Source organism: Pseudomonas sp. TTU2014-080ASC, from assembly GCF_001446935.1.
Lineage (GTDB): Bacteria > Pseudomonadota > Gammaproteobacteria > Pseudomonadales > Pseudomonadaceae > Aquipseudomonas.
This window is the reverse complement of the sequence record NZ_LKKK01000011.1, coordinates 393944-417758: the sequence shown is the minus strand read 5'-3', so window position 1 is coordinate 417758 and position 23815 is coordinate 393944. Positions and strand designations below refer to the sequence as shown.

Genomic DNA, 23815 nt, shown 5'->3' with positions numbered 1-23815 from the left:
ATGACTGCAGCGTCTGCCCACCCGGCTATCTACGTCAGCCTCTCCGAGCTGATCGAGATACGTCACCGCGTGCGCGAAGTTCAGCTGTTCTCCACGCTAGGCCAGCGCAGCCCTCTGATTGGCCTGCATCACTCCAAACTGCGTGGCCGCGGGGTGGATTTCGATCAGGTGCGGGTCTACCAACCCGGTGATGACATCCGCACCATCGACTGGCGCGTCACCGCCCGCACGCAGGAACCGCACACCAAACTGTTCCATGAAGAGCGCGAGCGGCCGATCTACATCATGGTGGAGCAAAGCAGCCGTTTATTCTTCGGCAGCGGCCTGCTGTTCAAATCAGTGCTAGCCGCCCATGCCGCCAGTCTGGTGGGCTGGGCAGCGCTGAGCCATAACGACCGCATCGGCGGGCTGGTTTTCGGGGCTGATGAGCACCACGAAATCCGTCCCCGGCGCAGCAAGCAAAGCCTATTGCAACTGCTCAGCCGCCTGAGCAAAGCCAACCAGGCCCTGAGCACCTATGCCCACTCTGAACGCGACAGTTTTGTCCTCGCCTTGCGCCGTGCCCGCGAGGTGTTGCGTCCAGGCAGTCTGGTAGTGGTGATCTGCGATGAGCGCACACTGAACGACAGCAGCGAAAAGCAACTGCAGTTATTGGCCCGACATACTGACCTGCTGTTGCTACCGGTCTCTGATCCGCTCGACCACGCCCTGCCCAACGCAGGCCTTCTGCGCTTTGCCAACGCTGATACGCAGCTGGAACTGGACACCCACGACGCCCAGCTGAGACAGGCTTACCGCTCCCTCGGCGATGCCCGCCAGGCCCGCTGGCAGCGCCTGGCTGACAAACTTCGGGTCCCCCTGCTACCTCTGAACACGCAGCGGGATATGGCCGAACAGTTGCGCGAGCATCTGAGCGGCCAGCGCGTTAGGAAGTCGTCATGAATCCGCTCGATCAACTCGAACCCCTGATTGCTCCGGCACCGATAAGCTGGTGGCCGCCTGCGCCGGGCTGGTGGTTGCTGGCACTGCTCCTGCTGATCGTGATCTGGGCTGCCGTGCGCCTGCTCAAACGTCTGCGTAAACGAGTTAAACAGACGCCACAAAACGATACCCTGGACCCGCTGCGCCAAGCCGCGCTGACGGAGCTGGAAAGCCTGCATAAGCCGTACGATCAGGACGCCGGCCCTTGGCTGCAGCAGCTCAACAACATCCTCAAGCGCCTGTGCCGGGAGCATTACCCGCAAAGCAACAGCCACACGCTGAGCAGTCGCGCCTGGCTGGCATTCCTTGATACTCGCTGCCCTGCGGCAGGCCTGACCCGTTGGATGATTCTCGTGGAAGGCGCGTACAAACCCCAGTGCCGACTGGATGACAAAGCCATCGACGGGCTGCATCTGGCCGTATCCACTTGGATTCGTAAGCATGTTTGAGTTCGCCTGGCTCTGGATTTTTCTGCTTGCCCCCCTGCCTTGGGTATTGCGGCATTTTCTGCCGCCTGCAGACAGCGGTGAAGCTGCCCTCAAAGTCGGCTTTATGCCCGAACTGGAAACACTTACCGGCAAACGCTCACGCACCCGCCAGCCTGCTTTGCGCCAACAGTCGCCCTTTATTCTGATTTGGCTGTTGCTGCTGATCGCCTGCGCACGGCCACAGTGGCTCGGCGAGCCCATGCCCCTACCAGCCAGCGGCCGGGACTTACTCCTGGCCGTGGACATTTCCGGCTCCATGGATTTCCCCGACATGGTCTGGGAACAACAGGAAGTCAGCCGACTGACATTGGTTAAACACCTATTTGGTGACTTTATCGACGGCCGTGAAGGTGACCGCGTGGGTTTGATCCTGTTCGGCAGCCGCGCCTATCTGCAGTCACCGCTGACCTTTGACCGGCAAACGGTGCACACCTGGCTGGACGAAGCAGAAAAAAACATCGCCGGCCCACAAACCGCCATCGGCGATGCCATTGGCCTTGCGGTCAAACGCCTGCGCCAACGTCCCGCGCAAAGCCGCGTGCTGGTCCTGATCACCGACGGGGCCAGCAATGCCGGGGAAATCGAACCAATGACCGCCGCACAACTGGCCGCCGACGAGCAGATTGTGATCTACACCATCGGCATCGGTGCTGATCCGAAACAGGGCGGGATTCTTGGGATGCTCGGATTTAATCCGGGTATTGAACTGGACGAAGACAGCCTGATCAGCATTGCCGAGACCACTGGTGGCCAGTACTTCCGCGCGCGTAACACTGAAGAGCTCAAAGCCATTGAGGCCACTCTTGATCGTCTTCAGCCGGTGGCCCAGAAGCCGACGCTCACCCGTCCCACCCACGTGCTTTACCCGTGGCCCCTGGCCTTAGCCTTGCTACTCAGCTTGTGGCTTGCCAGCCAGCGGCTGTGGCCAGACTGGTCGCTGCGCCTGCAAGCACGCCTGCGCCGTAACAACGAGGTGCAGCCATGAGTGCCCTGCTCGACCTCTGGCCACACTGGCAACGCCCATTTTGGCTACTGGCCGCCCCACTGTTGGCATTTGTACTGTGGCGCTTGTGGCACCTGAAAAAACGCCGCGGTCGCTGGCAAGCTCTGCTGCCGGAAGCCTTCCACGCCATTTTGCTCACCGACAACACCGCCCGCCGCAGCCGGCTACCTTGGTACGTGCTGGCAGTGGCCTGGCTGTTGGCCTTACTGGCCCTGTTGGGCCCCAGCTGGGAACGGGTTGAGCAAAGCAGCCCCAAACCCGCCAATCCGCTGGTGGTGATGATGGAACTGACCCCGGAAATGCTCGCCAGCGATGCCTCGCCCAATCGCCTGGAGCAGGCCAAACGCAAACTGATCGATCTGCTGCAAGCGCGACAGGATGCGCAGACGGCCGTCGTCGTCTACGCGGGCAGCGCCCACGTTCTGGTGCCACTCTCGGATGATTTGGCCACCAGCAGAAACCTGCTCGACGCCCTGAGCCCGAGCATCATGCCGCAACCCGGTCAACGCGCCGACCTGGCCGTTAATAAAGCCCTGCAACTGCTTGAGCAAGGCGCACAGGGCAGTGGCCGCTTGCTGCTGATGACCAGCGCGCTATCCGAAAACGAGCAACAAGGCATCCGCAACGCATTGGAGGGGCGCAGCAATCGCCTGCATATCCTCGGTATCGGCAGCCCTGAAGGGGCACCGATCCTGCTCGAAGACGGCTCGTTTCTTAAAGACGATCAGGGGGCGATTATTATCCCGCGCCTGGACGAGGCTGGCCTGACAGCCTTTGCCCGCACACTCGGCGGTCGCTATCAAACAGCCAGTCTGGATGAGCGTGATCTGCACACCCTTGGCCTGTTCGACAGCAGCCGTAGCCTTCGAGAGGATCAGCAACTGATGCGCCTGGACACCTGGGCCGACCACGGTCACTGGCTGCTCCTGCCACTGCTTCTGCTCGCTGCCTTTGCGGGCCGTCGTGGCTGGTTGCTGCTCCTGCCACTGCTGCTGTGGCTGCCGCAAGACAGTTATGCCTTCAGCTTTGACGACCTGTGGCTGCGCGCCGATCAGCAAGGCCAGCGCCTGCTGGAAGCGCAAAAACCTAAAGAGGCGGCCGAGCACTTCAAAGACCCACGCTGGCAAGGCCACGCCCTGTATCAGGCGGGTGACTACGCCACTGCGGCAGAGCGCTTTGCCTATGGCGACAGCGCAGCCGATCACTACAACCGTGGCAATGCCCTGGCCCGCAGTAACGAGCTTGAGGCTGCGCTGGAGGCTTACGAGCAGGCCCTCGACATCCAGCCCGACTTTCCGCAAGCGGAGAAGAACAAGGCCTTGGTTGAACAGCTAATGCAGCAGAACCAAAATCAGAGTCAGGGTCAGTCCAATCCGTCTGAAGACCAGCCCGAGCCACAACAGCAAAACCCAGCACAGCAGAATCAGAACGGCCAGTCTTCGGATCAGAACCAGCAAAAGCAGCCCAGTCAGGAACAGAACGACAGCGAAGCTGACCCTGAGCAGTCACAGCCTCAGGAACAGCAATCGCAGCCAGAAGACGCCCGCGAGCAGCCAGCGCAGCAATCGAAACAACCCTCGCCGCAAACGAATAATGCCCAGCCGGGGCAAGATGCCGATGGCGGCCCTCTGGACGAAGAACGCCGTCAGGCCCTCGAGCAGTGGCTGCGGCAGATTCCCGATGATCCGGGTGAACTGCTACGACGCAAATTCAGAATGGAACAACAGCGCCTGGAGCAACAGCAATGAGCCGACTGCTCTGTACCCTCCTGCTCAGCCTTATGGCTTTCACCGCCAACGCCGCGATTTTCCACGCCAGCGTTGACCGCAGCCGCATCAGCGAAGGTGAAACCATTGAACTGACCCTGGAAACCAACGATTCCACCCAGTTCGGCAAACCCGATCTGCAGCCTCTTGAAGAACTCTTCGAGATACTCGGCACGCGCCAAGTCAATCGCCTCAGCAACAGCAGCAGCGGCACCGAATCCAGCACCCGCTGGATCATCACCCTGCAGCCGAAAAACACCGGCTATGTGGTGGTACCACCGCTGACACTGGGCAACCTGAAAAGCGATCCGGTGGTGATTTTTGTACAGGAAAGCAGCGGTCCCGGAGGCGATCATGTCGCCCCGGTGTACATCACCTCCAATGTGGATCAGGACGCTCCATACGTGCAGGCTCAGACCATCCTGACCCTGCGCATCTACCACTCAGTTTCACTGTATGACGACAGCAGCCTGACCCCGCTGAAAATCCCTAAGGCCCGGGTCGAGCAGCTCGGTGAGCCGCGCACCTTTGAAACAGACCTCAATGGTGTGCGCCACGGCGTGATCGAACTGCGCTTCGCCATCTTCCCGCAGGAAAGCGGCACCCTGGAGATCCCTTCACAGGTCTTTAGCGCCACCACCGTCGACCGCAACAGCAACACCTATAACCCGTTCGGGCCGCGTCCAGGCAAACGCGTCCGGGTTAAATCGCCGGTCATTCCTCTTCAGGTCAAAGCCAAGCCCGCCGAGTATCCGGCCAACGCGCCGTGGCTGCCGGCGCACGCCCTGAGCCTGAGTGAAAGCTGGAAACCCGAACCTGAGCAAGCCAAGCTTGGCGACTCCCTGACCCGCAGCCTGACGTTGCGCGCCGAAGGCCTCTCCAGCGCGCAGCTGCAACCGCTACCGGCGACTCAAGTGGCAGAACTGCGCCGCTACCCGGATCAGCCACAGCTCTCCAACCAGACCACGGATCAGGGGATTATCGGCACGCGTGAAGACCGCGAAGCGCTGGTGGCCAACCGTGAAGGCCAAGTCACCCTGCCGGAAGTGGAGGTTTACTGGTGGAACACTGGCACCGACAAACTGGAGCGCACCACGCTGCCCGCGCGCACTTTCAGTGTCAGCGCCAACCCGGCGCTTAACACAGCCAACAACGACACCACGAACGGCAGCGTCAGCACGCCCACCGTGGCAGGTGAAAGCCCGCTGCTGTGGCCATGGCAGCTGAGCACCGCCTTCTTTGCGCTCACCACCCTGCTCGCCTTCATGCTCTGGTGGCGTGCGCGCCGTCAGCCAGCGGTACTGCAGAGCCAACAGGACGGCCCAAACAGTCAGGACTTGCTGGATGAGCTCAAGCGCACTTGTCTGGCCAACGACTCTCAGGCCACACGTTACGCACTGGATGCCTGGGCCCGTCAGCAGCCGGAAACCCTTGCCGACATGGCTGCCCGCTACACGCCGCTGTCCGAAGCACTGGACGGCCTCAACGGCGCGCTTTACAGCGAAAGTGGTCAGCACTGGCAGGGCCGCAACCTCTGGCTGGCGATCCGCAGCCTGCCGGACATAGAAGATAAGGACATCGGCTCAACACAGGAGGCCAGCCCGCTTCCTCCATTGTATCCCCGCTGAACACAAGGAGCACATGATGCGCCAGAGCAAATCAATAACCAGTGAGTTCTGGCGCCATCCCGATTTACCCTTTATCGAAGCCCGGCTGGTCACAGACGGCCGCACACTCTGCTACGCGCCCCACTCACACGCCACCTTCTCGATTGGTGCCATTACCAACGGAACCTGCACCTACTTCAACCGAGATGCCCGCCAACAGATTAGCGCTGGCAGCATCGTGTTGATGAACCCCGGTGATGTTCATGCCTGTAACCCGGTGGACGCCCTAGCCTGGGCCTATGTCATGCTGTATGTGGATAGTGCCTGGCTGGGACGCCTGCAACAGCAACTCGGTTTTACCCACGACGCGGCCTTCAAGCGACTGAACTGCATCTATTCACAGGACAAACAGCTGCACGCAGAACTGCTTAAGCTCCACCGCTGTCTGGTGGGTAATGAGCCGATCAGCCTTAAGCAACATGCTACGGAGCAGTTCTTCACGCTCATGCTGGAACGCCTGCACAGCCCCGATGAATCCGATCAAGCCCTTCACACCCGGCTGGAGCAGGCAGCTGCATTTATCCGAAAACACTGCGCAGACGCACTCAGCGTTGAAGACATCTGTCTTGCCGCCGGGCTGTCAGCTTCTTATTTGACCCGTGAGTTCAAGCAGCACTACGGCATGACACCCCACACTTATTTGATCGACCAGCGCGTTCAGCTTGCTCGCCAACTGATCCGCGAGGGGCATGCGCTGGCCGATGTTGCAACGCAAGCTGGCTTTGCCGATCAGGCACACTTTCAACGCACCTTCAAACACCTACTGGCTGCAACGCCCGGCCATTACCAGAGTCACTCCGGAACCAACAGGTAAACCGCACTGACAACCAACAGCGCGGCCATACAGCGGTTAAATACCCTGACCTTTGCCGGCTGATCCAGATAACGCCCCAGCATCCCCCCGGCGCACGCCCAAGCAGCCACAGACGCATAGCAAATGACGAAATAGATCAGCGCAAAGATCAGCACCATTTGCACATTGCCATCCGCCACAAAAGCCCCCATCCCCGAAACAGAGGCCAGCCAGGCTTTTGGATTTAGCCATTGCATCAAAGCACCATGGAGAAATGTCGGCCCCTTTACCGCCTCAACTGGCGCAAGCTGCCCTTCATCCAAGGCCAGCTGCCAGGCGATATACAGCAGAAATCCAACACCAGCTAACTGAATCACCAAGGTCAAAAACGTCCAGCGTTGCAACACACCATGCAGGCCCAGGCCGACCAACAGAAACAGCACAATAAAACCAACGGTCGCCCCTGTTACATGCCGCAGGCTGGCACGCACACCGAACCTTGCACCGGCACTTAACGCCACAATATTCACCGGCCCCGGTGAAACAGACATCGCCAGCGCAAACGCCGCCATCGCCAGATAAAGACTCATCCATCCACTCCTATGACTGTTACAAGAGTGCGACGGTAAGCCTCCCACAGAGCGGTGTATTGAAGAAAACTGCTCAGATGCAGGCAGAAAAAAACCTCGCTGATCACTCAGCGAGGTTTTTTGATTACCGGGTTACTGACAGAAATCAGTGAGCAAACAGCGAACCACCCTGCTTGCCTACCAGCTTCTCCGGCTTGATCAGGAAGCGAGCCAGCGCTGGCAACAGCAGCAGAGCACCAAACATGTTAACGATGAACATGAAGGTCAGCATCAGGCCCATATCGGCCTGGAACTTGATGGCCGAGAAGATCCAGGTGGCTACACCAATCGCCAGGCACAGGCCGGTAAACAGCACCGCTTTACCCGTGGACTTGAGCGTCTGGTAGTAAGCCTCTTGCAGCGGCAGACCCGCGCGCAGGAAGCTTTCCAGGCGGCTGTAGATATAGATGCCGTAGTCCACACCGATGCCCACACCCAGCGCGATTACCGGCAGGGTTGCGACCTTCATACCAATGCCGAGGAAAGCCATCAGGGCGTTACCCAGAATAGAGGTCAGGATCAGCGGCAGCACGATGCAGATGGTGGCCGGGATTGAGCGGAAGGTGATCAAGCACATCACCGCCACCCAGATGTACACCAGCACCAGGATGCTCAGCTCAGAGGTCGAAATAACTTCGTTGGTCGCCGCTTCGATACCGGCGTTACCGGCAGCCAGGCGGAATTCCAAGCCCTCTTTACTGTTTTCGGCGGCAAAGTCCTGAACCGCTTTCACGGCACGCTTGAGGGTTTCAGCTTTATGGTCCTCAAGGAACACCAGCACCGGCGCTACCGAGCAGTCCGCGTTGTACAGACCATCAGCACGGGCGATGGAGTTGTTCAGCACATCTTGGTTACGGGACAGGGTTTCCCATTTCAGGTTGCCCTCGTTCATGCCTTTGATCATCTGGCGCGAAACCGTGACCATCGACACCGCCGACTGCACACCTTCGGTGTTGTCCATTTTCCACATCAGCTCGTCCATAGCGGCCAGAGCGTCGTGGGTGGAACAGCCTTCTGCATCGGTCTTGACCATCACCACCAGCACATCGGAACTGGTCGAGTAGTTCTTGATGATGAAGTCGTTATCGAGGTTGTAACGGGAATCTGGACGCAGCTCAGGGGCCCCCTGATCAAGGTCACCAACCTGCAGATTTTCCTTCTGGTAGAAGAAGCAGGCCACACCTGCAGCCAGACCCAGTACTACCATGAACGGTGCCACATTCGGATGCGCCACATAAGACAGGCCACGCCACAATGGCTTCTCAGTCACAGCATCTTTCTTGCTGCGCTCAATCGCACGCTTGCTGATACCCAGATAAGAAATCGCAACCGGCAGCAGAATGAGGTTAGTGAATACGATCACCGCCACACCAATGGATGCACCGATGGCCAGCTCATGGATCACACCAATATCGATGATCAGCAGCGTGATAAAGCCAACCGCGTCCGCCAGGATAGCAATCATGCCCGGCAGGAACAGTTGACGGAAAGTACGCCGCGCCGCAGTCAGTGAGTTGTCGGCATCACTGGATTGCAGCGCAATACCGTTAATCTTTTGCACACCGTGGGAAATCCCGATGGCGAAGATCAGGAACGGTACCAGCATCGAATACGGATCGAGCCCAAAACCAACCAGATTCATCAGACCCAGCTGCCAGCCCACTGCAACCAGCGTGGTCACCAACACGCCGATGGTGCTGCGGATACACCAGCTGAACCAGTACAGCAGTACGAAGGTGATCAGCAGGGCAATACCAAAGAACGCCACCACCATCACCAGACCATCAATCAGGTCACCGACTTTCTTGGCGAAACCGATGATCTGGATGTCAACATTTGGGTTCTGAGCCTGGTACTTGTCGCGGATTTTCTCTTCAAGCTCATGGGAGAACTGGCGGTAGTCCAGGGCGACCAACTTGCTCTGATCGTTCGGGTCCGGATAGGACTCCAGCAGCGGCACATCAACAATGCTCGACTTGAAGTTGTTGGCCACCAGACGCCCAACCTGGCCGGACTTGAGCACGTTGCTGCGCAACTCTTCAAGGCTTTCCGGGCTGCCGTCATAGGTCTGCGGGATCACCTCACCACCGGCAAAACCCTCTTCGGTTACTTCAGTCCAGCGGACACTTGGGGTCCACAGCGACTTCAGGCCAGAACGGTCAACACCAGGAATATAGAAGGTCTCGTCATTGATCTGACGCAGCGTCTCCATGTACTCCTTGGTGAAGATATCGCCCTCTTTCACCGATACCGAGATACGCACCGTGTTACCTAGGTTAGCCAGGTCGTTGCGGTGCTCCATCATGTTCTGAATGAACGGATGGCTCAGCGGGATCATTTTTTCGAAACTGGTCGACGGACGAACCTGCGTCGCCTGATAGAACAGGAAAATACTGACCAGCGTACAGATCAGAATCACTGCAGGCCGGTTGTTAAAAATCAGGCGCTCAAGGAAGCTTGCCTTATCCTGGTGATGGTTACTCATCAAACGCTACCCCAGCTTATTATTGTTGACCACGACTGGTTTCAGTCGGCGCAGAGAATTGCACGCCACCTTGCCCCACGAAAATCAGGCGGCCTTTGCCGTCCGCAGCCACGCCAGCCAGGGACAAGCGATCAGGGCGATTTTGCACGGTGAAGCTGCGGCCCTTATCCGTACTGCGCAAAATGGTGCCACCATGGCCGACGATGACGATGCTGCCATCCGCCAGTTTGCTGCCATTGGCCAAGCCAAATTCCAACGCACCATTGTTCTCACGCTTAAGCGCAATACGCTGCCACGTTGTACCGAAATCAGCCGAACGGAACAGATGACCACGCAGCCCGTAAACCAGCACTGCACTCGGCTCACCAGCGTCCAAGACACCGAACAGAGAACCCTCATAAGGGCTCTCAAGCGTTTCCCAGGTCTGACCGTAATCAGGCGAACGGAACATAACGCCCTGCTCGCCGACAACAAACAGCCCCTGACCTGCGATTTCAGTGATTGCGTTGAGGTGGTAGGCGTCTTCGTTATCCATCTGGTCGCTGACGTTCTCCCAGTTGGCACCGCCGTCGGTGGTGCTCAACAGTGCGCCATAAGCCCCTACCGCAAAGCCGGTGCTGCGGTCTTTAAACCACACATCCAGCAACGGTGCTTCAAGCTCGAGGTCTTCAAACTGCTTGGTCCAGGTCACACCGCCGTCGGTGGTGGCCAGGATCTGGGCATCGTGACCGACAGCCCAACCATAGCGGTCATCAACGAAATAAACGGCGGTCAGTAGCTGGCGGGTTGGCACTTGGGCCTGAGTCCAGCTGCTGCCATTGTCATCGGAATAAAGGATGTGGCCGCGATCCCCTACTGCAACCAGGCGGCTGCCAAGGTTGGCGATATCGACCAGAAGTGAATGTTGGGCCTTGGCGGATACTACGGATTGGACTTCAGACGAGGCAGTTTCAGCTTGCGCCTGCTGCGGCAAACCAACCAGCAGCATTACGGACAATGCGCCACACAGGGAAAGCGCTTTAGCCATTGGCGAATGTACACGCAACATCGGTTTGCGGAGCGCTATTGCTGCATGACCGATCTGGGTGCGCCACATGACGGGCTCACTCATATACCTTCCCCCTTATTCTTATTAGGCTGTACGAACCATTAAGCAGTACACCTATCCTACTTAGCTTTGAAAACGGCTGACAATCAGCGTGACGTTATGTTTTGTTAAGCCTGTACACCAAATTGAATCAGTTATGTTCCAAATAGCAAAAGGCCGCTACAACAGTAGCGGCCTTTTTAGTACTTCACACGAAATCAGCGGGTTCCGCGACGACGCAGTGCTGCAGGCTTGAAGTAACCATCTTCAGGAATCGCCTGGCTGAAATCGATGGTGCCTGGCTCTTCGTTATCCAGGTTCTGCACATGGTAACGGCGGGCCTGCAGATCATGGAATGTATCCAGCGCAGTCCAGGTAGTCGGCAGATCGTAGTAGTTTTTCAGGTAGGCGATGGACACACGCCACAGCTCACCACGACCGTCGTACTGATCGACAACGGCTGCCTGCCAGCTGTCTTCATCGAGGAAAACAGTACGCTTGGAGTAGATGTGACGGGCACCCGGCTTCAGCGTGCCTTCAACCACCCATACGCGGTGCAGCTCGTTACGGGTTACAGCTGGGTTCACGTGACCGGGTTTCAGCAGCTCGTCGTACTTAACCTCCGGGCTGGTGATCTTGTAGTTGTTGTAAGGAATGTAGATTTCCTTTTTACCGACCAGCTTCCAGTCGTAACGATCTGGCGAACCGTTGATCATGTCGGTGTCGTCTGCGGTGCGCAGACCATCAGCGGCAGCAATCGGCGTGTCATACGCCAGGTTTGGCGCGCGGCGTACACGGCGCTGACCGGCGTTGTAAGCCCAGGCCTGACGCGGTTCTTTAACCTGATCCAGAGTCTCATGCACCAGGGTTGCACCACCGGCCAGACGCGCCGGGCTCTTGGTGAAGGACAGGTAGTAGAACATGATGTTGTTCAGGGTTTCTGCGCTGCCTTTCGGGTCGTAGAACTTGAACATGGCCTCTTGCTGAGAGGTTACCAGCGAGTAGCTGCCATTACGCTGCACCGCGACTTCTGAAGCGCGACGAACCACGTAGGAGCCACGGTAACGGGCGATGTGGTTCCACAGAGCCTCAACACCGTTATTCGGAACCGGGAACGGAATGCCGCCGTAAGCATCGGAGAAACCGTTGCCACCATCCAAAAGTTTGGCAGTAGCGGCGTTTTTAATGGTGTTGTCATACACCCACTGCGGTGCTGAACCAGAGCGACGGCTCGGGTAAACCGGCATCTGATACGTGTCTGGATAGGTATTGAACATGGCAATCTGGCCTGGGGTCAGATTGGCCTTGTACTGTTCCAGATTGGCTTTGGTGATGGTGAACAGCGGTTTATCGTCGGCAAACGGGTCAACGTGGTGGCTGCCCGAGCCCTTGTAACCAGCTGGAGCTTGGGTGATACCGCCAGTCCACTCCGGGATTGTACCGGCAGCGTTACCTGCTTTTTCAGCACCAAACGGTGTCAGGCTTTTACCCAGTTTCGCTACATCCTCAGCGGATGCCGCCGCCATTACATTGCTTGCAGAAAGGGCCAGCGCGATGGCGGCTCCGATCAGGGTGTGCTTCTTCAGCATCTTGAATCTCCAAAACGGGTTACCTGCCGGGCCCTTCAAGCCCCGGCAGGCATGAATAATCAGAAGGAGTACTTGACGTTGAAACCGATGTTGTCGCGGTCACGTGCCGAGTTGTTCTGGCCTGCGCCATAGAACTCGGTGTACTGCAGCTCGGCCTCGAGGCTGTTCATGTAGCTGGCACGCAGGCCAACGGTGTAAGCCTTACGCCCTTCAATAAAGTTACCGGTCTGGTGCGAGTTACCTTTGAAGTCGTCCTTATAAACAGCGAACGGCGACAGGTTTACCCCGGCGTACACATCGTTCCAGGTACCAGAGAGAACCAGGGTGTAGCCATATGCGTTCTTATTGATTTGCGAGTCACGGTCGTAACCACTGGCATATGCACCGTTAGCACGGCCTGCGTAGTAACGGGTGTTGCCTTGGTAATCGACGTATTTCAGATCACTGCCACGCAGGTGCTCAGAAGCCAGCTCAACCACACCGATCAGCGAATCAAAGCCCAGCGACGGACCGAAGTTCTGGATCGCACCCAGCGAGGTGTTGTACGACTCAACACGCTCATAGTTATGCAGCTCGCCGCCCAGACCTACAGCCTGACCACCGACGTTGATGGTTTGCCCCAGTGAGAACTGAGTGGCCTGGCCCAGAATCTGCTGCAGGGCATCGTTGGTTGCAGCAATGCCGATCGGCAGGTTCGGACGGTAGGCAATCTCACCGAACACCGATGTTTCATGAATGGTGGTGTTGAAGCTGAAACCGTAGACACGGATGTCTTCAGCAAACTCGCGACTGCCTTGAATCTGATTGCCCAGATCAGCAGCCAGCAAGCCGCCCACAATTTGCTGAGCCGAAGTCTGGGTCAATGCAGAAGCCGCACTTACAAACGGGTTGTTCAGCAGGCCCATGTACTGCGCACCCGAAATGCCCTGGAAGGCCGGGTTGATGTCAGCGTAAATGGTCGGTTCTTTAGAATGGTAATTGATGAAGTAAGCCCCGAACTCTGTAGAGTTCAGCTCTTCAGCGATGTACTTGAAGTTCACCCCGAACTGACCGTCATTACGGGCATTCTTGTCGGTGCGAATCGAAGCCACCTTGAATGCATCTGCGTTAGCGAACTCACTGCCCAGCAAACCGTTGGCCGGGTTGGAGCTGATCATGCCATACAGAGAGTTGCCACCCAGCAGCGGGTTGGGCGACAGCAGAGGTGCCAGAGCACCGCTCTGGTTGTAGGCAATCGAACCGCCGTCAGCAAACAGATCGGTTTCCGAGAAGTAGGTACCGGCCGGGTCAATGGCGCTTTCTTTCCAGTTGAACTGGTAGAAAGTTTCCATGGACAGGTTATCGGTCAGGCCGATGTTGAAGCTCAGAGCCTCAACCGGCACCAGCACTTCTTTCAGCTCAGAACCTGGCAGACGGAACTGAGCGGCGTTCAGCGGGTTGGTGGTGTTAATCCCGCCGCGATAGAAGATGCCCTCACCCCAGTTGAACACCTGCTTACCGATACGGCCAGTCACCGGCATATCGGCGATGTCCCAGTTGCCGTACAGGTAGGCATCCAGAATCTGTGCATCGCGACCGGCCTTGTGGCGGGTTTCGCGGGTAAAGGTATTGTCACGTGGGTAGCTCTGGCTCGGCTGAACCGGCGAGTTGTGATCGTAGTAGGCGTTACGCTTATCCATGATCTGCGTGTCGTAGAACGCAGTACCGCGGATAAAGGCACCGTAGTTCTGCCAAGTCACTTCCAGGTCAGACGTGATCTTGAACACTTCCGAAACCAGACCCGTGTCGAAGTTGCGGTTACCGTCATTGGTATTGATGTCGTTATTGGTCTTGTCCTGCCCCTGCACACGCCACAGTTGGCCATACGACACAGTTGAATCCAGAGAACCTGCGATCTCACCCTCGGCAAAGCTGAACTCAACAGCCTGAGCTTGAGCAGCCATCAGCAGTGGCAGCATTCCTGCCAGAGCGAAACCTGCTTTGGCCGGTGCGAAGGACAAAACGGACTTACCAGTGTGAAACCCCATTGAATAGTTACTCCGTAAACAGATCTTTATTTTTTATGTCCCGGCACTCGGCGAATAGGCGAACGCGCGGTCAACCCTAACCACTCACCGAGGCGCACCCCACGCCTAACTAACCAAGTGCCAGAATTCCATTCAACTGAAGCAAAGCAACCATCAAGCCAAGTCAGAATATTTTGTGAAATATCTACACAGTCATCTGCTACCCGATAAGTCCAAAATGTGACTGTACATTCATCAAACAAATACTGGCCGTATCTGATCAAATACCAAACAATCGTCCGACAAAATCACCAAAGCACCGGAATAGAGCCATCAATACTTGTGCAGACTCTCACCAACTCGTCAAGACGAATAAAAACATCTGGCTAGTGAGATGAATTAGCCAACTGAAGCAGGTAACACTTTACTGTTACCAAAACGAGCAGGTAACACTTCTTCCAACTGACACGGTTTAAACAAAAACGGCCCGATGCGCAAAGCACCGGGCCGTTTATTGCAGACTCAAGCGTTGAATCAGGCTAATTCAGCCCGCAAGACTTTTGCTAACAACCTCGAATACATCACTGGACAGATCACCCGAATCCAGAATGCGCTGCAACTGCGCTTTCATTAGTGCCTGGCGCTCACCGTTGTATTTCCGCCAACGCGTCAGCGGCGCAAGCAGGCGCGAAGCGATCTGAGGATTCAGTGCATTCAGGGTGATGACCTGATCCGCAAGGAAGCGATAGCCCGAGCCGTCCGCAGCGTGGAAGCCGACAAAGTTCTGCCCGGCAAATGCACCAATCAGTGCGCGCACCTTGTTCGGATTCTTCAGGGTGAACGCTGGGTGCTGCATCAATTGCTCAACACGCTGCAGCGCCCCCGGCAATGCACTGGCCGCCTGCACGCTGAACCACTGATCCATCACCAGCGGGTTATCCTTGAAGTAGGCAGCGAAGCTTTCCAATGCAGCCGCCTTCTCCTTCTCGAACGGTGAGTTGACCAGCACCGCCAGTGCAGTCAGGCGCTCGGTCATGTTGTCGGCCTTCTCGAACTGTTCCAAGCAGGCTGCCAGCACCTCAGGTTTGCCGCTGAGCATCAAGTAGGACAGCGCGATATTTTGCAGGCTGCGACGGGCGAAATGCTCGGCCTGAGCCACGTACTCAGTGGCGCGGGACTGCTCACGATTACGCTGGTAGCGCTGCCAGAGCAGATCAAACAGCTCTGTACTGAGTTGCTCACGGGCAAACTCGCGGGCCGCATGAATGGCATCAACGTCCGCTACATCGCTGATTTCAATCAGGTAGCCTTCGCCCGGCAGCGACAACATCTCCGCCACCATGGCCTGATCCAGGCTGTCGTTCTCCAGCACGCTGCGCAGTGCAGTCACCAGACGCTGATCCAGCACCAGCTGCTCGCCACGTTGATGCTGGCCGATCAGGTCTTGCAGCACCTGTACGCTCAGTTGTTGCCCGGCCTCCCAACGGTTGAAACCGTCAGCATCGTGCTGCATGAGGAACATCAGCTGGTCGCGGCTATAGGGGAAGCTCAGCTTCACCGGTGCAGAGAAACCGCGCAGCAGTGACGGCAGCGGTTTTTCCGGCAGGTTGATAAAGGTGAAGGTCTGCTCTTCTTCAGTCACTTGCAGCACACGGCTGCGGCCAACCGGGGCGTCTTCACCAATCAGTTGTAGCGGCATTTCGCGGCCCTGAGAATCCAACAGACCCAGCTCGACCGGAATCACAAACGGCAGTTTCTCCGCCTGCCCCGGTGTTGCCGGGCAGCTCTGCTGGAACTTCAGGCGATAGCTGTTAGCAGCCGCGTCGTAGCTCTCGCTGACGACAACACGCGGCGTACCGGCCTGGCTATACCAGCGCTTGAACTGAGTCAGGTCGATGCCGTTGGCATCTTCCATGGCCTTGATGAAGTCATCACAGGTCACGGCTTGACCGTCATGACGCTCGAAGTACAGATCACTACCTTTGCGGAAGCCTTCTGCGCCGACCAAGGTGTGGATCATGCGCACGACTTCTGAGCCCTTCTCGTAAACAGTCAGGGTGTAGAAGTTGGAGATTTCCATAAAGGCATCTGGACGCACCGGATGCGCCATTGGGCCTGCATCTTCAGCAAACTGATGGGTACGCAGATAAGCCACGTCTTCAATGCGCTTAACCGTGCGCGAATGCATGTCAGCACTGAACTCGGCATCACGGAACACAGTGAAGCCTTCTTTCAGGGACAGCTGGAACCAGTCACGGCAGGTCACGCGGTTGCCCGACCAGTTATGGAAGTATTCGTGCGCCACAACCGCTTCAACACGCTGGTGAGCCGCATCAGTCGCGGTTTCAGCCTTGGCCAGCACGCAACTGGAGTTGAAGATATTGAGGCCCTTGTTCTCCATGGCGCCCATGTTGAAGTCGTTGACTGCCACGATCATGAAGATGTCCAGATCGTATTCGCGGCCATACACTTCTTCGTCCCACTTCATGGAGCGCTTGAGGCTGTCCATGGCATGCTGGCATTTGTCGATATTTTCCGGCTCGACATAAATACGCAGCGCCACCTCGCGTTGGCTCATGGTGGTGAAGGTGTCTTCTACGCACCAAAGGTCACCGGCCACCAGAGCAAACAGGTAAGCCGGTTTTTTGAACGGGTCTTCCCAGGTCGCCCAGTGACGACCGCCCTCTTCGCTGCCGCTGGCAATCGGGTTGCCGTTGGACAGCAGCACCGGGTACTGATGCTGCTGCGCACTGACCGTGGTGGTGAATTTGCTCATCACGTCCGGGCGGTCGAGGTAATAGGTGATTTTGCGGAAGCCTTCAGCTTCACACTGGGTGCAGAACATGCTGCCGGACTTGTACAGCCCTTCCAGCGCCGTGTTGGTTTCAGGGTGGATGCGCACGCTGCTGTCGATGACGAAGCTGGCGCTGTCCGGCTGCAGCGTCAGGTGGCTTTCAGTCAGCTGATAATCCGCACTGCTCAGCTCGCGATCATTCAGCGAGATGGTCAGCAGCTCGAGCTGCTGACCATCCAGGGTCAAGGCTGGTAAACCCTCACCCGCCTCCGGGTTGCGGCGCATAACCAGTTGCGCATGAACCAGGGTGTGATCCTCGAACAACTCAAAGGTCAGGTGAGTCTCGTCGATCAGATAATCAGGAACCTTGTAGTCCTTCAGATAAATTATCTTAGGCTGTTCAGTACGCATGGCTTGTGGCCCTTTCTCTGCGGCAGATGTACGCCGGATTCACGGTAAGAGTTGTCAGACGGCCAGTTCGTGGACGGCCAGCTGATAAGCAGTGTATTTGCGGATGTTGATCACGCCGGTATCGAACATCAAGTACTGGCCCTTAATCCCCAGCAGCGTGCCTTCGGCCAGCGGATTTTTATCCAGATTGAAGCTGCTGATCTTGGCCGGATACGCCTCAATCGGGTAGTTGATCTGCACCGCCTGCGACTCGCTCAATGGCTGAATAGCCTGAATACCGAAGCGTTGTTGCAGCGCGGTGATGCCTTCAGCGCAGGTATTGAACAGCTCATCCCGCACCGCGGGCAGGTCCAGCGGCGTTGCATCACCCTTGAGCAGTGCACGCCAGTTGGTTTTGTCTGCTACCTGTGTGCGCAGCAGATCTTCGACAAAGCCAGACTGCTGACGGGTCGCCACACGCATGATCGGCATGGCTTGGCTAGCGCCCTGATCAATCCAGCGCGTAGGGATTTGAGTGGCACGGGTAATACCGACTTTGATCCCACTGGAGTTGGCCAGATACACCACATGATCGGTCATGCAGAACTGCTCGCCCCAGCTCGGCTCACGGCAAGTGCCCGCGTCGTAGTGGCAGCGCTCCGGGCTCATGATGCAGACATCGCACTGGGCTAACTTCTGCATGCACGGATAGCAATAGCCTTGGCTGAAACTGGTTTTGGTCTTGCGCCCACAGTTCGTGCAGTGGATAGCGCCCAGATACTCCAGACGCAGGGTTTTACCGATCAATGGATTGACCGGCAGCAGTTCCTCGCCCAGGCGAAAGCTGTACTGCACTGGCGCATCCAACTGCGCCGCCATTTTGCTCAGGGAACCGCGAGCCAACTCACTCATTACACACTCGTTTAATCAGAAAAAATTAATGCATCGTGTCCGAAGACTTGAACAGCAGATTCGGGATAGGCGCGGACTTTGAGCTGCATTCCTGCGGGCCCATGTAGCCGATGCGCTCTTCCTCAGGCAGATTCTGGATCTCCCAGGCAATCAGCGCCTGCAAAGTCAGCTCCTTCTGCTCCTGAGTCAGCTTACGGCCATCGGGCCATTTACCGATTTCCACCGCCAGTTTGAGGTTTTGATAAATCTCAGGGGTGATATTCGCGATCGCGTCGAGAAAGGTCGACATAGGCACCTCCACATTCAAAATAGCGGCCAGTTTACCGGCGACTGCGGGCCAGCGCACCGCCTAGGAGCCCTGTCAGACAGCCTGCCACCAGCCCACCAACGTGTGCTGCGTTAGCAATTGCACCGAACTGCAAGAGTTCAAATACGCCGGTCATGCAGATCACCAACCAGATCAACATCATCACCAGCACGCCGGACGGCAGACGATAGGCATTGTTCGGCGCTAAACGCTGATATATCCAGCAGTGTCCAAGCAAGCCATAAAGCACTCCGGACAACCCGCCAAATAATGACGGCCCACCGTACAAATGCTGGGCGAAGTTAGCGGCCAGACTGAATAACAAGCTCAAAAACAGCAGCACCCACGGGCCCTGTTGCCACTCGATGCGCCGCCCTAACTCCCAGTACCACAAAGTATTCATGGCCAAATGCAGGATGCCGAAATGGATAAACATCGGCGTCAGCAGCCGCCACCATTGACCGCTGCTCAGGGTGTGCTCCAGCGTGGCAAAGTAGATGTAGTCACCCTGAATCTGGAAGTCGACAAAGCTCAGCCAACTCACCGTATTGAGGTTTTCACCGAGCATGGTGACCAGTGCAGCCAGCAGCGTGATGGCCAGCACGGCGGCAGTCATGCGGCTGGCAGCCAGTTGCTGGATGAAACCCGGACGCTTGATCTCAGCACCGCTTTGCGCAACGGCCTCATCAATCGCAGCACTGATAGCCTGATCACCCTGCGGATAGCGGGCGTACAACTCACGCACCTGCTCAGCCATCTGCTCATCCGGTACCCACACTACTTGCTCGCCCGCCTCTTCCGCCACCCGGTGCGGCACCTGTAAACGGCGCATCAGGGCAACAAATTCAGTCAGGTCCGCCTGCTCAGGCAGACGCATGGCTACAACAGCATTCATGGGCGGGCCTCCGGCCGGTCAACATTGACCCAAACGAACTTATCCGCATCCAAACGGGTTTCCTGATCCAGCCGGTAGGCCACCAGCTTGCCGTTGAGCACGGCGCTGTAATCCAGGCAGGCCAGATTGCTGCGGATTGGCGTAGGCTTGCCGCTGCGCCAGTAATGGCCAACAAACAGCAACGGCTCATCGGCCGGATATTTCAATAGTTCGGTTTTCTGCGATTCACTCAGTGGCATCTGCGCCGCCAGCTCCGGCAACGCATCGGGCTGGAAGACGATATCGCCGTAAGTCTGTGGGTCTTCTTCCCAAAACTTGGTGCGGAAAGACGAGCGGGTAAATCCGTCATAGCTGGTTAGGGTCATGCCGCCCGGCAGGCGCATGTTGGTGCCACGCAACAGGCGATCCAGAGCAATATCGGCAAAACTGCCGTGTTCCGCCGACTCCTTGAGAAACGCTTCGTTGATCCGGCCATCCGGGAACTGTGCACGCAGCGGCTCAATCAGGCTTTGGTCCCAACAGGCATGCACAACGCGGAAGTGCCCGGCATCAATAAACAACGGCAGGTCATAGAACCAATCCAGAAAAGCCTGCCATTCATCCGGGTAGGCCTCGAACTGCTCCAGGGTTTCTTTGATTAAGCGGGTGTGGCGAGGCGAGTGCTCGCGCACGTATTGCCGACCGCTGCCCGGTGGCGCCAGGGTATTCCAAGCCAGCGCGTTCATTTCATGGTTACCCATGGCACACAGGGCCTGACCGGCCTGAACCATGTCATGCACCTGATGCAGTGTCTCGCGGATACGCGGGCCGCGGTCCACCAGATCACCGACAAAAATCGCCATTCGCCGGGGATGACGCCACACCCCGTCCTGCTTGGCATAACCCATCTCGCTCAGCAGACGCTCCAGGGTCTTGCCGCAGCCATGGATATCGCCAATCAGGTCATAACCACGTGCGGGATCAAGCTCCATCAGCTGTCACCCCCACCCAACCGGCTACCCCAGCCCAGCTTGGTTCGGCAAACCTCGTAGTAGTTGTGATCCAGCGGATGAATCAGACGCAGCTTCTGCGGGCGCTTGGCCACGGTGATGGTGTCGCCGGGCGCACAGGTAAAGTGGTTCTGGCCATCACAGGACACCAGCGGATACACCTGCAAGTCCTTGGACACCACGATTTTCAGCTCACTGTTGCCATCCACCACAATCGGTCGGCTGGACAGCGTGTGCGGGTACATCGGTACGATCACAATGGCATCCAGCTTGGGATGCATGATCGGCCCGCCAGCCGACAAGGCATACGCCGTCGAGCCGGTCGGGGTCGCAACGATCAGCCCGTCAGCCTTTTGGCTACAGACGAACTGGCCATCGATATACAGCTCAAACTCAATCATCTTGGTGGATTTGCCGGGATGCAGCACCACATCGTTCATGGCGTCGCCCTGGCCGATGGCTTCACCGTGGCGGCGTACCTCGGCCTCCAGCAAAAAGCGAGTCTCAGTGGTGTAGTGCCCTTCCAGCACCTGAGCTACTTTAATTTCCACCTCATCCGGGCGAATGTCGGTGAGAAACCCCAAGCTTCCCCGGTTTACACCCAATACCGGCACCTTATGCCGTGCCAGCGCACGGGCCGCGCCGAGCATGCTGCCGTCACCGCCCACCACGATAACCAGATCGCACACTTCACCGAGGATTTTGCGCGAGCAGGTTTGCAAGCCGTGCCCCGGCAGGACTTCGGCAATGGTGTCTTCAAGAATCACATGCAGGTGGCGGGCAAGCAGAAACGTCTTCAGCCGGCGAATGGTGTCGAGCACCTGATTACTGCCCAGACGCCCGATGATGCCGATATTACGAAACTGTTCCATGATGCTCCCGCCCACTCAAAAACTAATGCTGGATTATGGGCGAAAGCCCTGTATGGCGGCAAACCGCAGGCCTGTGCAGGTCGCCGATTAGCGCTATGCTCGCTGCATGAACACCCAAGCCTGCCTCATCTATCTGATGTCTGAACTGCGCCAGAGTGCCGTACGCGATCTGGCTTGGGCGCTGCTGTCCCCACCACTTCTCAGCGATATGCCCGCAACGCAGCGCCATCCGTTACAGGCCAGTTGCTGGTTGCAGCACGATACTGAGTTAGCAAACTGGCTGCAGGCGCTGGATGCAGACAACACAGCGCTTGAAGCGCATTTGCAGCAAAGCTCTGTACGTCGTCTAGGCCTGTATTACGAACGCCTGTGGCAATTTGCCCTGCAGGCTGCACCAGACGTTGAAGTTCTAAGCGCCAACCTGCCCATCCGCCAGCAAGGGCACACCTTGGGCGAACTGGACTTGCTGCTGCGGGACAACGAAGGCGTGCATCACCTGGAGCTGGCGGTAAAGTTTTATCTGGCGCGGCGTGACAGCGATGGCGCAGCCCATAACGACTGGCTCGGCCCTGGCAGCCACGACCGGCTGGATATCAAGCTGGATCACCTGATCAGCCATCAACTGCCGATGTCCTCCACGCCTGAAGCTCAGGCCAGCATCGCGCATTTGCAGATTGCACAGCCGAAAGCAGCACTCTGGCTGTCCGGCTATCTGTTCACTCCGTGGGATCAGCCCACCGCTAACCCTCACGGGCATAACCCTCTTCACCTTAAAGGCCGTTGGCTGTATCAGCGAGACTGGAACGACTTTATCGAACGCAATCCCGGCCATTGGCAGCCACTGCCCCGCCAAGCCTGGCTGGCTCCGGCGCGGCTAGTCGGCGATACGCGATGGAACCATGAACAGTTCGAAACCTGGCGGCTGACACTCAACCAGGCCAGCAACGCCCAGTTGCTGATCAGACTGGAACCCTCAACGACTGGCGACTGGCTTGAAGCTGAACGGGTGTTTCTGCTCAATGATCGTTGGCCAGAGTCTGATTGAGATCAGAGACTACGCTCCACCCGCCCGCCTGAACGCACCAGATAACCTGCCCCCTGCTCGCACAGCAGTTGCTCCCGCTGATCTGCCGAGAGTGCATCCAGACCTCCGCGCAGGGCAAAGGCGCGGTAGCCCAGCTGCGTCAGCAAAAACACAGCGCTATTACTGCGCTTACCGCTGTCACAACAGCATAGGTAAGTGCGTGCTGGATCAAGCAAGCGGGCCTTCAAACGCAGCAACTGCAGGGGCATGTTCAATGCTTCCTGTGCATGGCCACGCTCATATTCATCCTGCAGGCGCACATCCAGCCATTGCGCGCCTTCAGCCAGCAGCGCCTGAGCTTCGCTCAGCGTCACCTCTGCAACAACCGGAGCTTTGAGCAATTCGAAGAAGTCCTGCCGGTCGAGACGCATTACCACGCCATCTTCAAGCATGGTCACTGTGGCGTTACGGGGTTTATCGGCAAGCAGCGCTTCCTCACCGAAACACGCTCCGCCCTCCAACTCGGCCAGCACTTGCAGTGCACTGCCCTCGCTGCGCATCACATCTGCACGGCCCTGCTTGAGGAAGTAACAGCAATCGCCCAGTTCACCTTCACGCAACACCTGATCACCAGCCGCCAACTGGATCGGCTTCAGGCGCTCCAGCATGCTGCGCACATTGGTCGGAGGCACCTTGGCGAACAGCGGATTTTCCAGCAAACGCTCCAGCCATTCGAGATCGCCATGACTCTGCCCCAGCTCCAGCAACAAATCCTGGAATGCCAGCTGCCACGTAACCAAACGATCCAGCTGATCCGTATCCAGCACCAGCAGGCTGCAATCCGTCAGGGCACGGGCCTCGTGCATACGCGGCAGGCTGGGAGAAAGAGGATGGCAGCTGACCTCAGTACCGGCCTGCAAGGTCTGCACCTGGCCATCCTGAGCAGTAAGTAACAGCTCACCAGCGAGCAAAAAATAGGTACTAGGCTGCTGGTCGCCACAGGCAAACAGCACCTGCCCGGCCAGCAGTGGTTGCGGTACCAACTGCGGGCGCAACTCCCGCCATTGCTGCTCAGACAGTACATTGAGTGGCGTTAAACTGCGCAGCTGATCAGGATTGAGCGGGGCACCCATAGTCT

The 23815-nt window shown here is 57.5% G+C and carries 19 protein-coding genes; 7 read left to right on the top strand and 12 right to left on the bottom strand.

Annotated features, from left to right (window positions below; all coding sequences use genetic code 11):
* From AO726_RS12340 to AO726_RS12315, 6 genes are read left to right on the top strand one after another with little or no spacing between them, the layout of a single operon-like run.
* Entirely contained in the window at nucleotides 1-942 is a 942-nt protein-coding gene (locus AO726_RS12340) for a DUF58 domain-containing protein (RefSeq protein ID WP_058068368.1), read from the top strand.
* Nucleotides 939-1430, top strand: a complete 492-nt coding sequence (locus AO726_RS12335; RefSeq protein WP_058068367.1) for a DUF4381 domain-containing protein — start codon at nucleotides 939-941, stop codon at nucleotides 1428-1430. The genes AO726_RS12340 and AO726_RS12335 overlap by 4 nt, the downstream gene beginning before the upstream one ends.
* A complete protein-coding gene (locus tag AO726_RS12330; RefSeq protein ID WP_058068366.1) occupies nucleotides 1423-2454 on the top strand; it encodes a vWA domain-containing protein in 1032 nt (343 codons plus the stop codon). The genes AO726_RS12335 and AO726_RS12330 overlap by 8 nt, the downstream gene beginning before the upstream one ends.
* Nucleotides 2451-4220 carry a VWA domain-containing protein gene (locus AO726_RS12325; protein ID WP_058068365.1) on the top strand — a complete coding sequence of 590 codons (1770 nt, stop codon included), beginning with the start codon at nucleotides 2451-2453 and terminating at the stop codon, nucleotides 4218-4220. The genes AO726_RS12330 and AO726_RS12325 overlap by 4 nt, the downstream gene beginning before the upstream one ends.
* A complete protein-coding gene (locus tag AO726_RS12320; RefSeq protein WP_058068364.1) occupies nucleotides 4217-5866 on the top strand; it encodes a BatD family protein in 1650 nt (549 codons plus the stop codon). Before AO726_RS12325 ends, AO726_RS12320 begins: the two co-directional genes overlap by 4 nt.
* Before the next feature lie 16 nt (nucleotides 5867-5882).
* Nucleotides 5883-6719 carry an AraC family transcriptional regulator gene (locus AO726_RS12315; protein WP_058068363.1) on the top strand — a complete coding sequence of 279 codons (837 nt, stop codon included), beginning with the start codon at nucleotides 5883-5885 and terminating at the stop codon, nucleotides 6717-6719.
* Here the strand turns inward: AO726_RS12315 and AO726_RS12310 are convergent.
* The 11 genes from AO726_RS12310 to AO726_RS12260 all read right to left on the bottom strand — a co-directional run bounded on the left by AO726_RS12310 (nucleotide 6698) and on the right by AO726_RS12260 (nucleotide 21653).
* On the bottom strand, nucleotides 6698-7288 hold the full coding sequence (locus tag AO726_RS12310; RefSeq protein WP_058068362.1) for a LysE family translocator: 591 nt from the start codon (nucleotides 7286-7288) through the stop codon (nucleotides 6698-6700). The two genes, AO726_RS12315 and AO726_RS12310, sit on opposite strands and share 22 nt — an antisense overlap.
* 145 nt (nucleotides 7289-7433) lie before the next feature.
* On the bottom strand, nucleotides 7434-9812 hold the full coding sequence (locus AO726_RS12305; protein ID WP_058068361.1) for an efflux RND transporter permease subunit: 2379 nt from the start codon (nucleotides 9810-9812) through the stop codon (nucleotides 7434-7436).
* Between the two features lie 19 nt (nucleotides 9813-9831).
* Nucleotides 9832-10923, bottom strand: a complete 1092-nt coding sequence (locus tag AO726_RS12300; RefSeq protein ID WP_446737426.1) for a WD40/YVTN/BNR-like repeat-containing protein — start codon at nucleotides 10921-10923, stop codon at nucleotides 9832-9834.
* 194 nt (nucleotides 10924-11117) lie between these two features.
* On the bottom strand, nucleotides 11118-12488 hold the full coding sequence (locus AO726_RS12295) for a DUF1329 domain-containing protein (RefSeq protein WP_058068359.1): 1371 nt from the start codon (nucleotides 12486-12488) through the stop codon (nucleotides 11118-11120).
* A gap of 59 nt (nucleotides 12489-12547) precedes the next feature.
* Nucleotides 12548-14515 (bottom strand): DUF1302 domain-containing protein, encoded by a 1968-nt coding sequence (locus tag AO726_RS12290; RefSeq protein WP_058068358.1) that lies wholly within the window; start codon nucleotides 14513-14515, stop codon nucleotides 12548-12550.
* 523 nt (nucleotides 14516-15038) lie between these two features.
* Entirely contained in the window at nucleotides 15039-17699 is a 2661-nt protein-coding gene (gene pepN, locus AO726_RS12285; protein ID WP_058068357.1) for an aminopeptidase N, read from the bottom strand.
* A gap of 54 nt (nucleotides 17700-17753) precedes the next feature.
* Entirely contained in the window at nucleotides 17754-18590 is an 837-nt protein-coding gene (locus AO726_RS12280; RefSeq protein WP_058068356.1) for a DUF2797 domain-containing protein, read from the bottom strand.
* 25 nt (nucleotides 18591-18615) lie between these two features.
* On the bottom strand, nucleotides 18616-18879 hold the full coding sequence (locus tag AO726_RS12275; RefSeq protein WP_058068355.1) for a YeaC family protein: 264 nt from the start codon (nucleotides 18877-18879) through the stop codon (nucleotides 18616-18618).
* A gap of 31 nt (nucleotides 18880-18910) precedes the next feature.
* Nucleotides 18911-19792, bottom strand: coding sequence for a rhomboid family intramembrane serine protease (locus AO726_RS12270; RefSeq protein ID WP_058068354.1), 882 nt, complete (start codon nucleotides 19790-19792; stop codon nucleotides 18911-18913).
* Nucleotides 19789-20763: a metallophosphoesterase gene (locus AO726_RS12265; RefSeq protein WP_058068353.1), complete on the bottom strand. Its 975-nt coding sequence runs from the start codon at nucleotides 20761-20763 to the stop codon at nucleotides 19789-19791. Before AO726_RS12265 ends, AO726_RS12270 begins: the two co-directional genes overlap by 4 nt.
* Nucleotides 20763-21653: an NAD(+) kinase gene (locus AO726_RS12260; RefSeq protein WP_058068352.1), complete on the bottom strand. Its 891-nt coding sequence runs from the start codon at nucleotides 21651-21653 to the stop codon at nucleotides 20763-20765. The genes AO726_RS12265 and AO726_RS12260 overlap by 1 nt, the downstream gene beginning before the upstream one ends.
* 106 nt (nucleotides 21654-21759) lie before the next feature.
* On the opposite strand from AO726_RS12260, the gene AO726_RS12255 reads away from it, so the two are divergent.
* Nucleotides 21760-22698 (top strand): DUF1853 family protein, encoded by a 939-nt coding sequence (locus AO726_RS12255; protein ID WP_058068351.1) that lies wholly within the window; start codon nucleotides 21760-21762, stop codon nucleotides 22696-22698.
* Between the two features lie 2 nt (nucleotides 22699-22700).
* On the opposite strand, the gene AO726_RS12250 is transcribed toward AO726_RS12255, so the two are convergent.
* A complete protein-coding gene (locus tag AO726_RS12250) occupies nucleotides 22701-23810 on the bottom strand; it encodes a cyclic nucleotide-binding domain-containing protein (RefSeq protein ID WP_058068350.1) in 1110 nt (369 codons plus the stop codon).
* Between the last annotated feature and the right edge of the window lie 5 nt (nucleotides 23811-23815).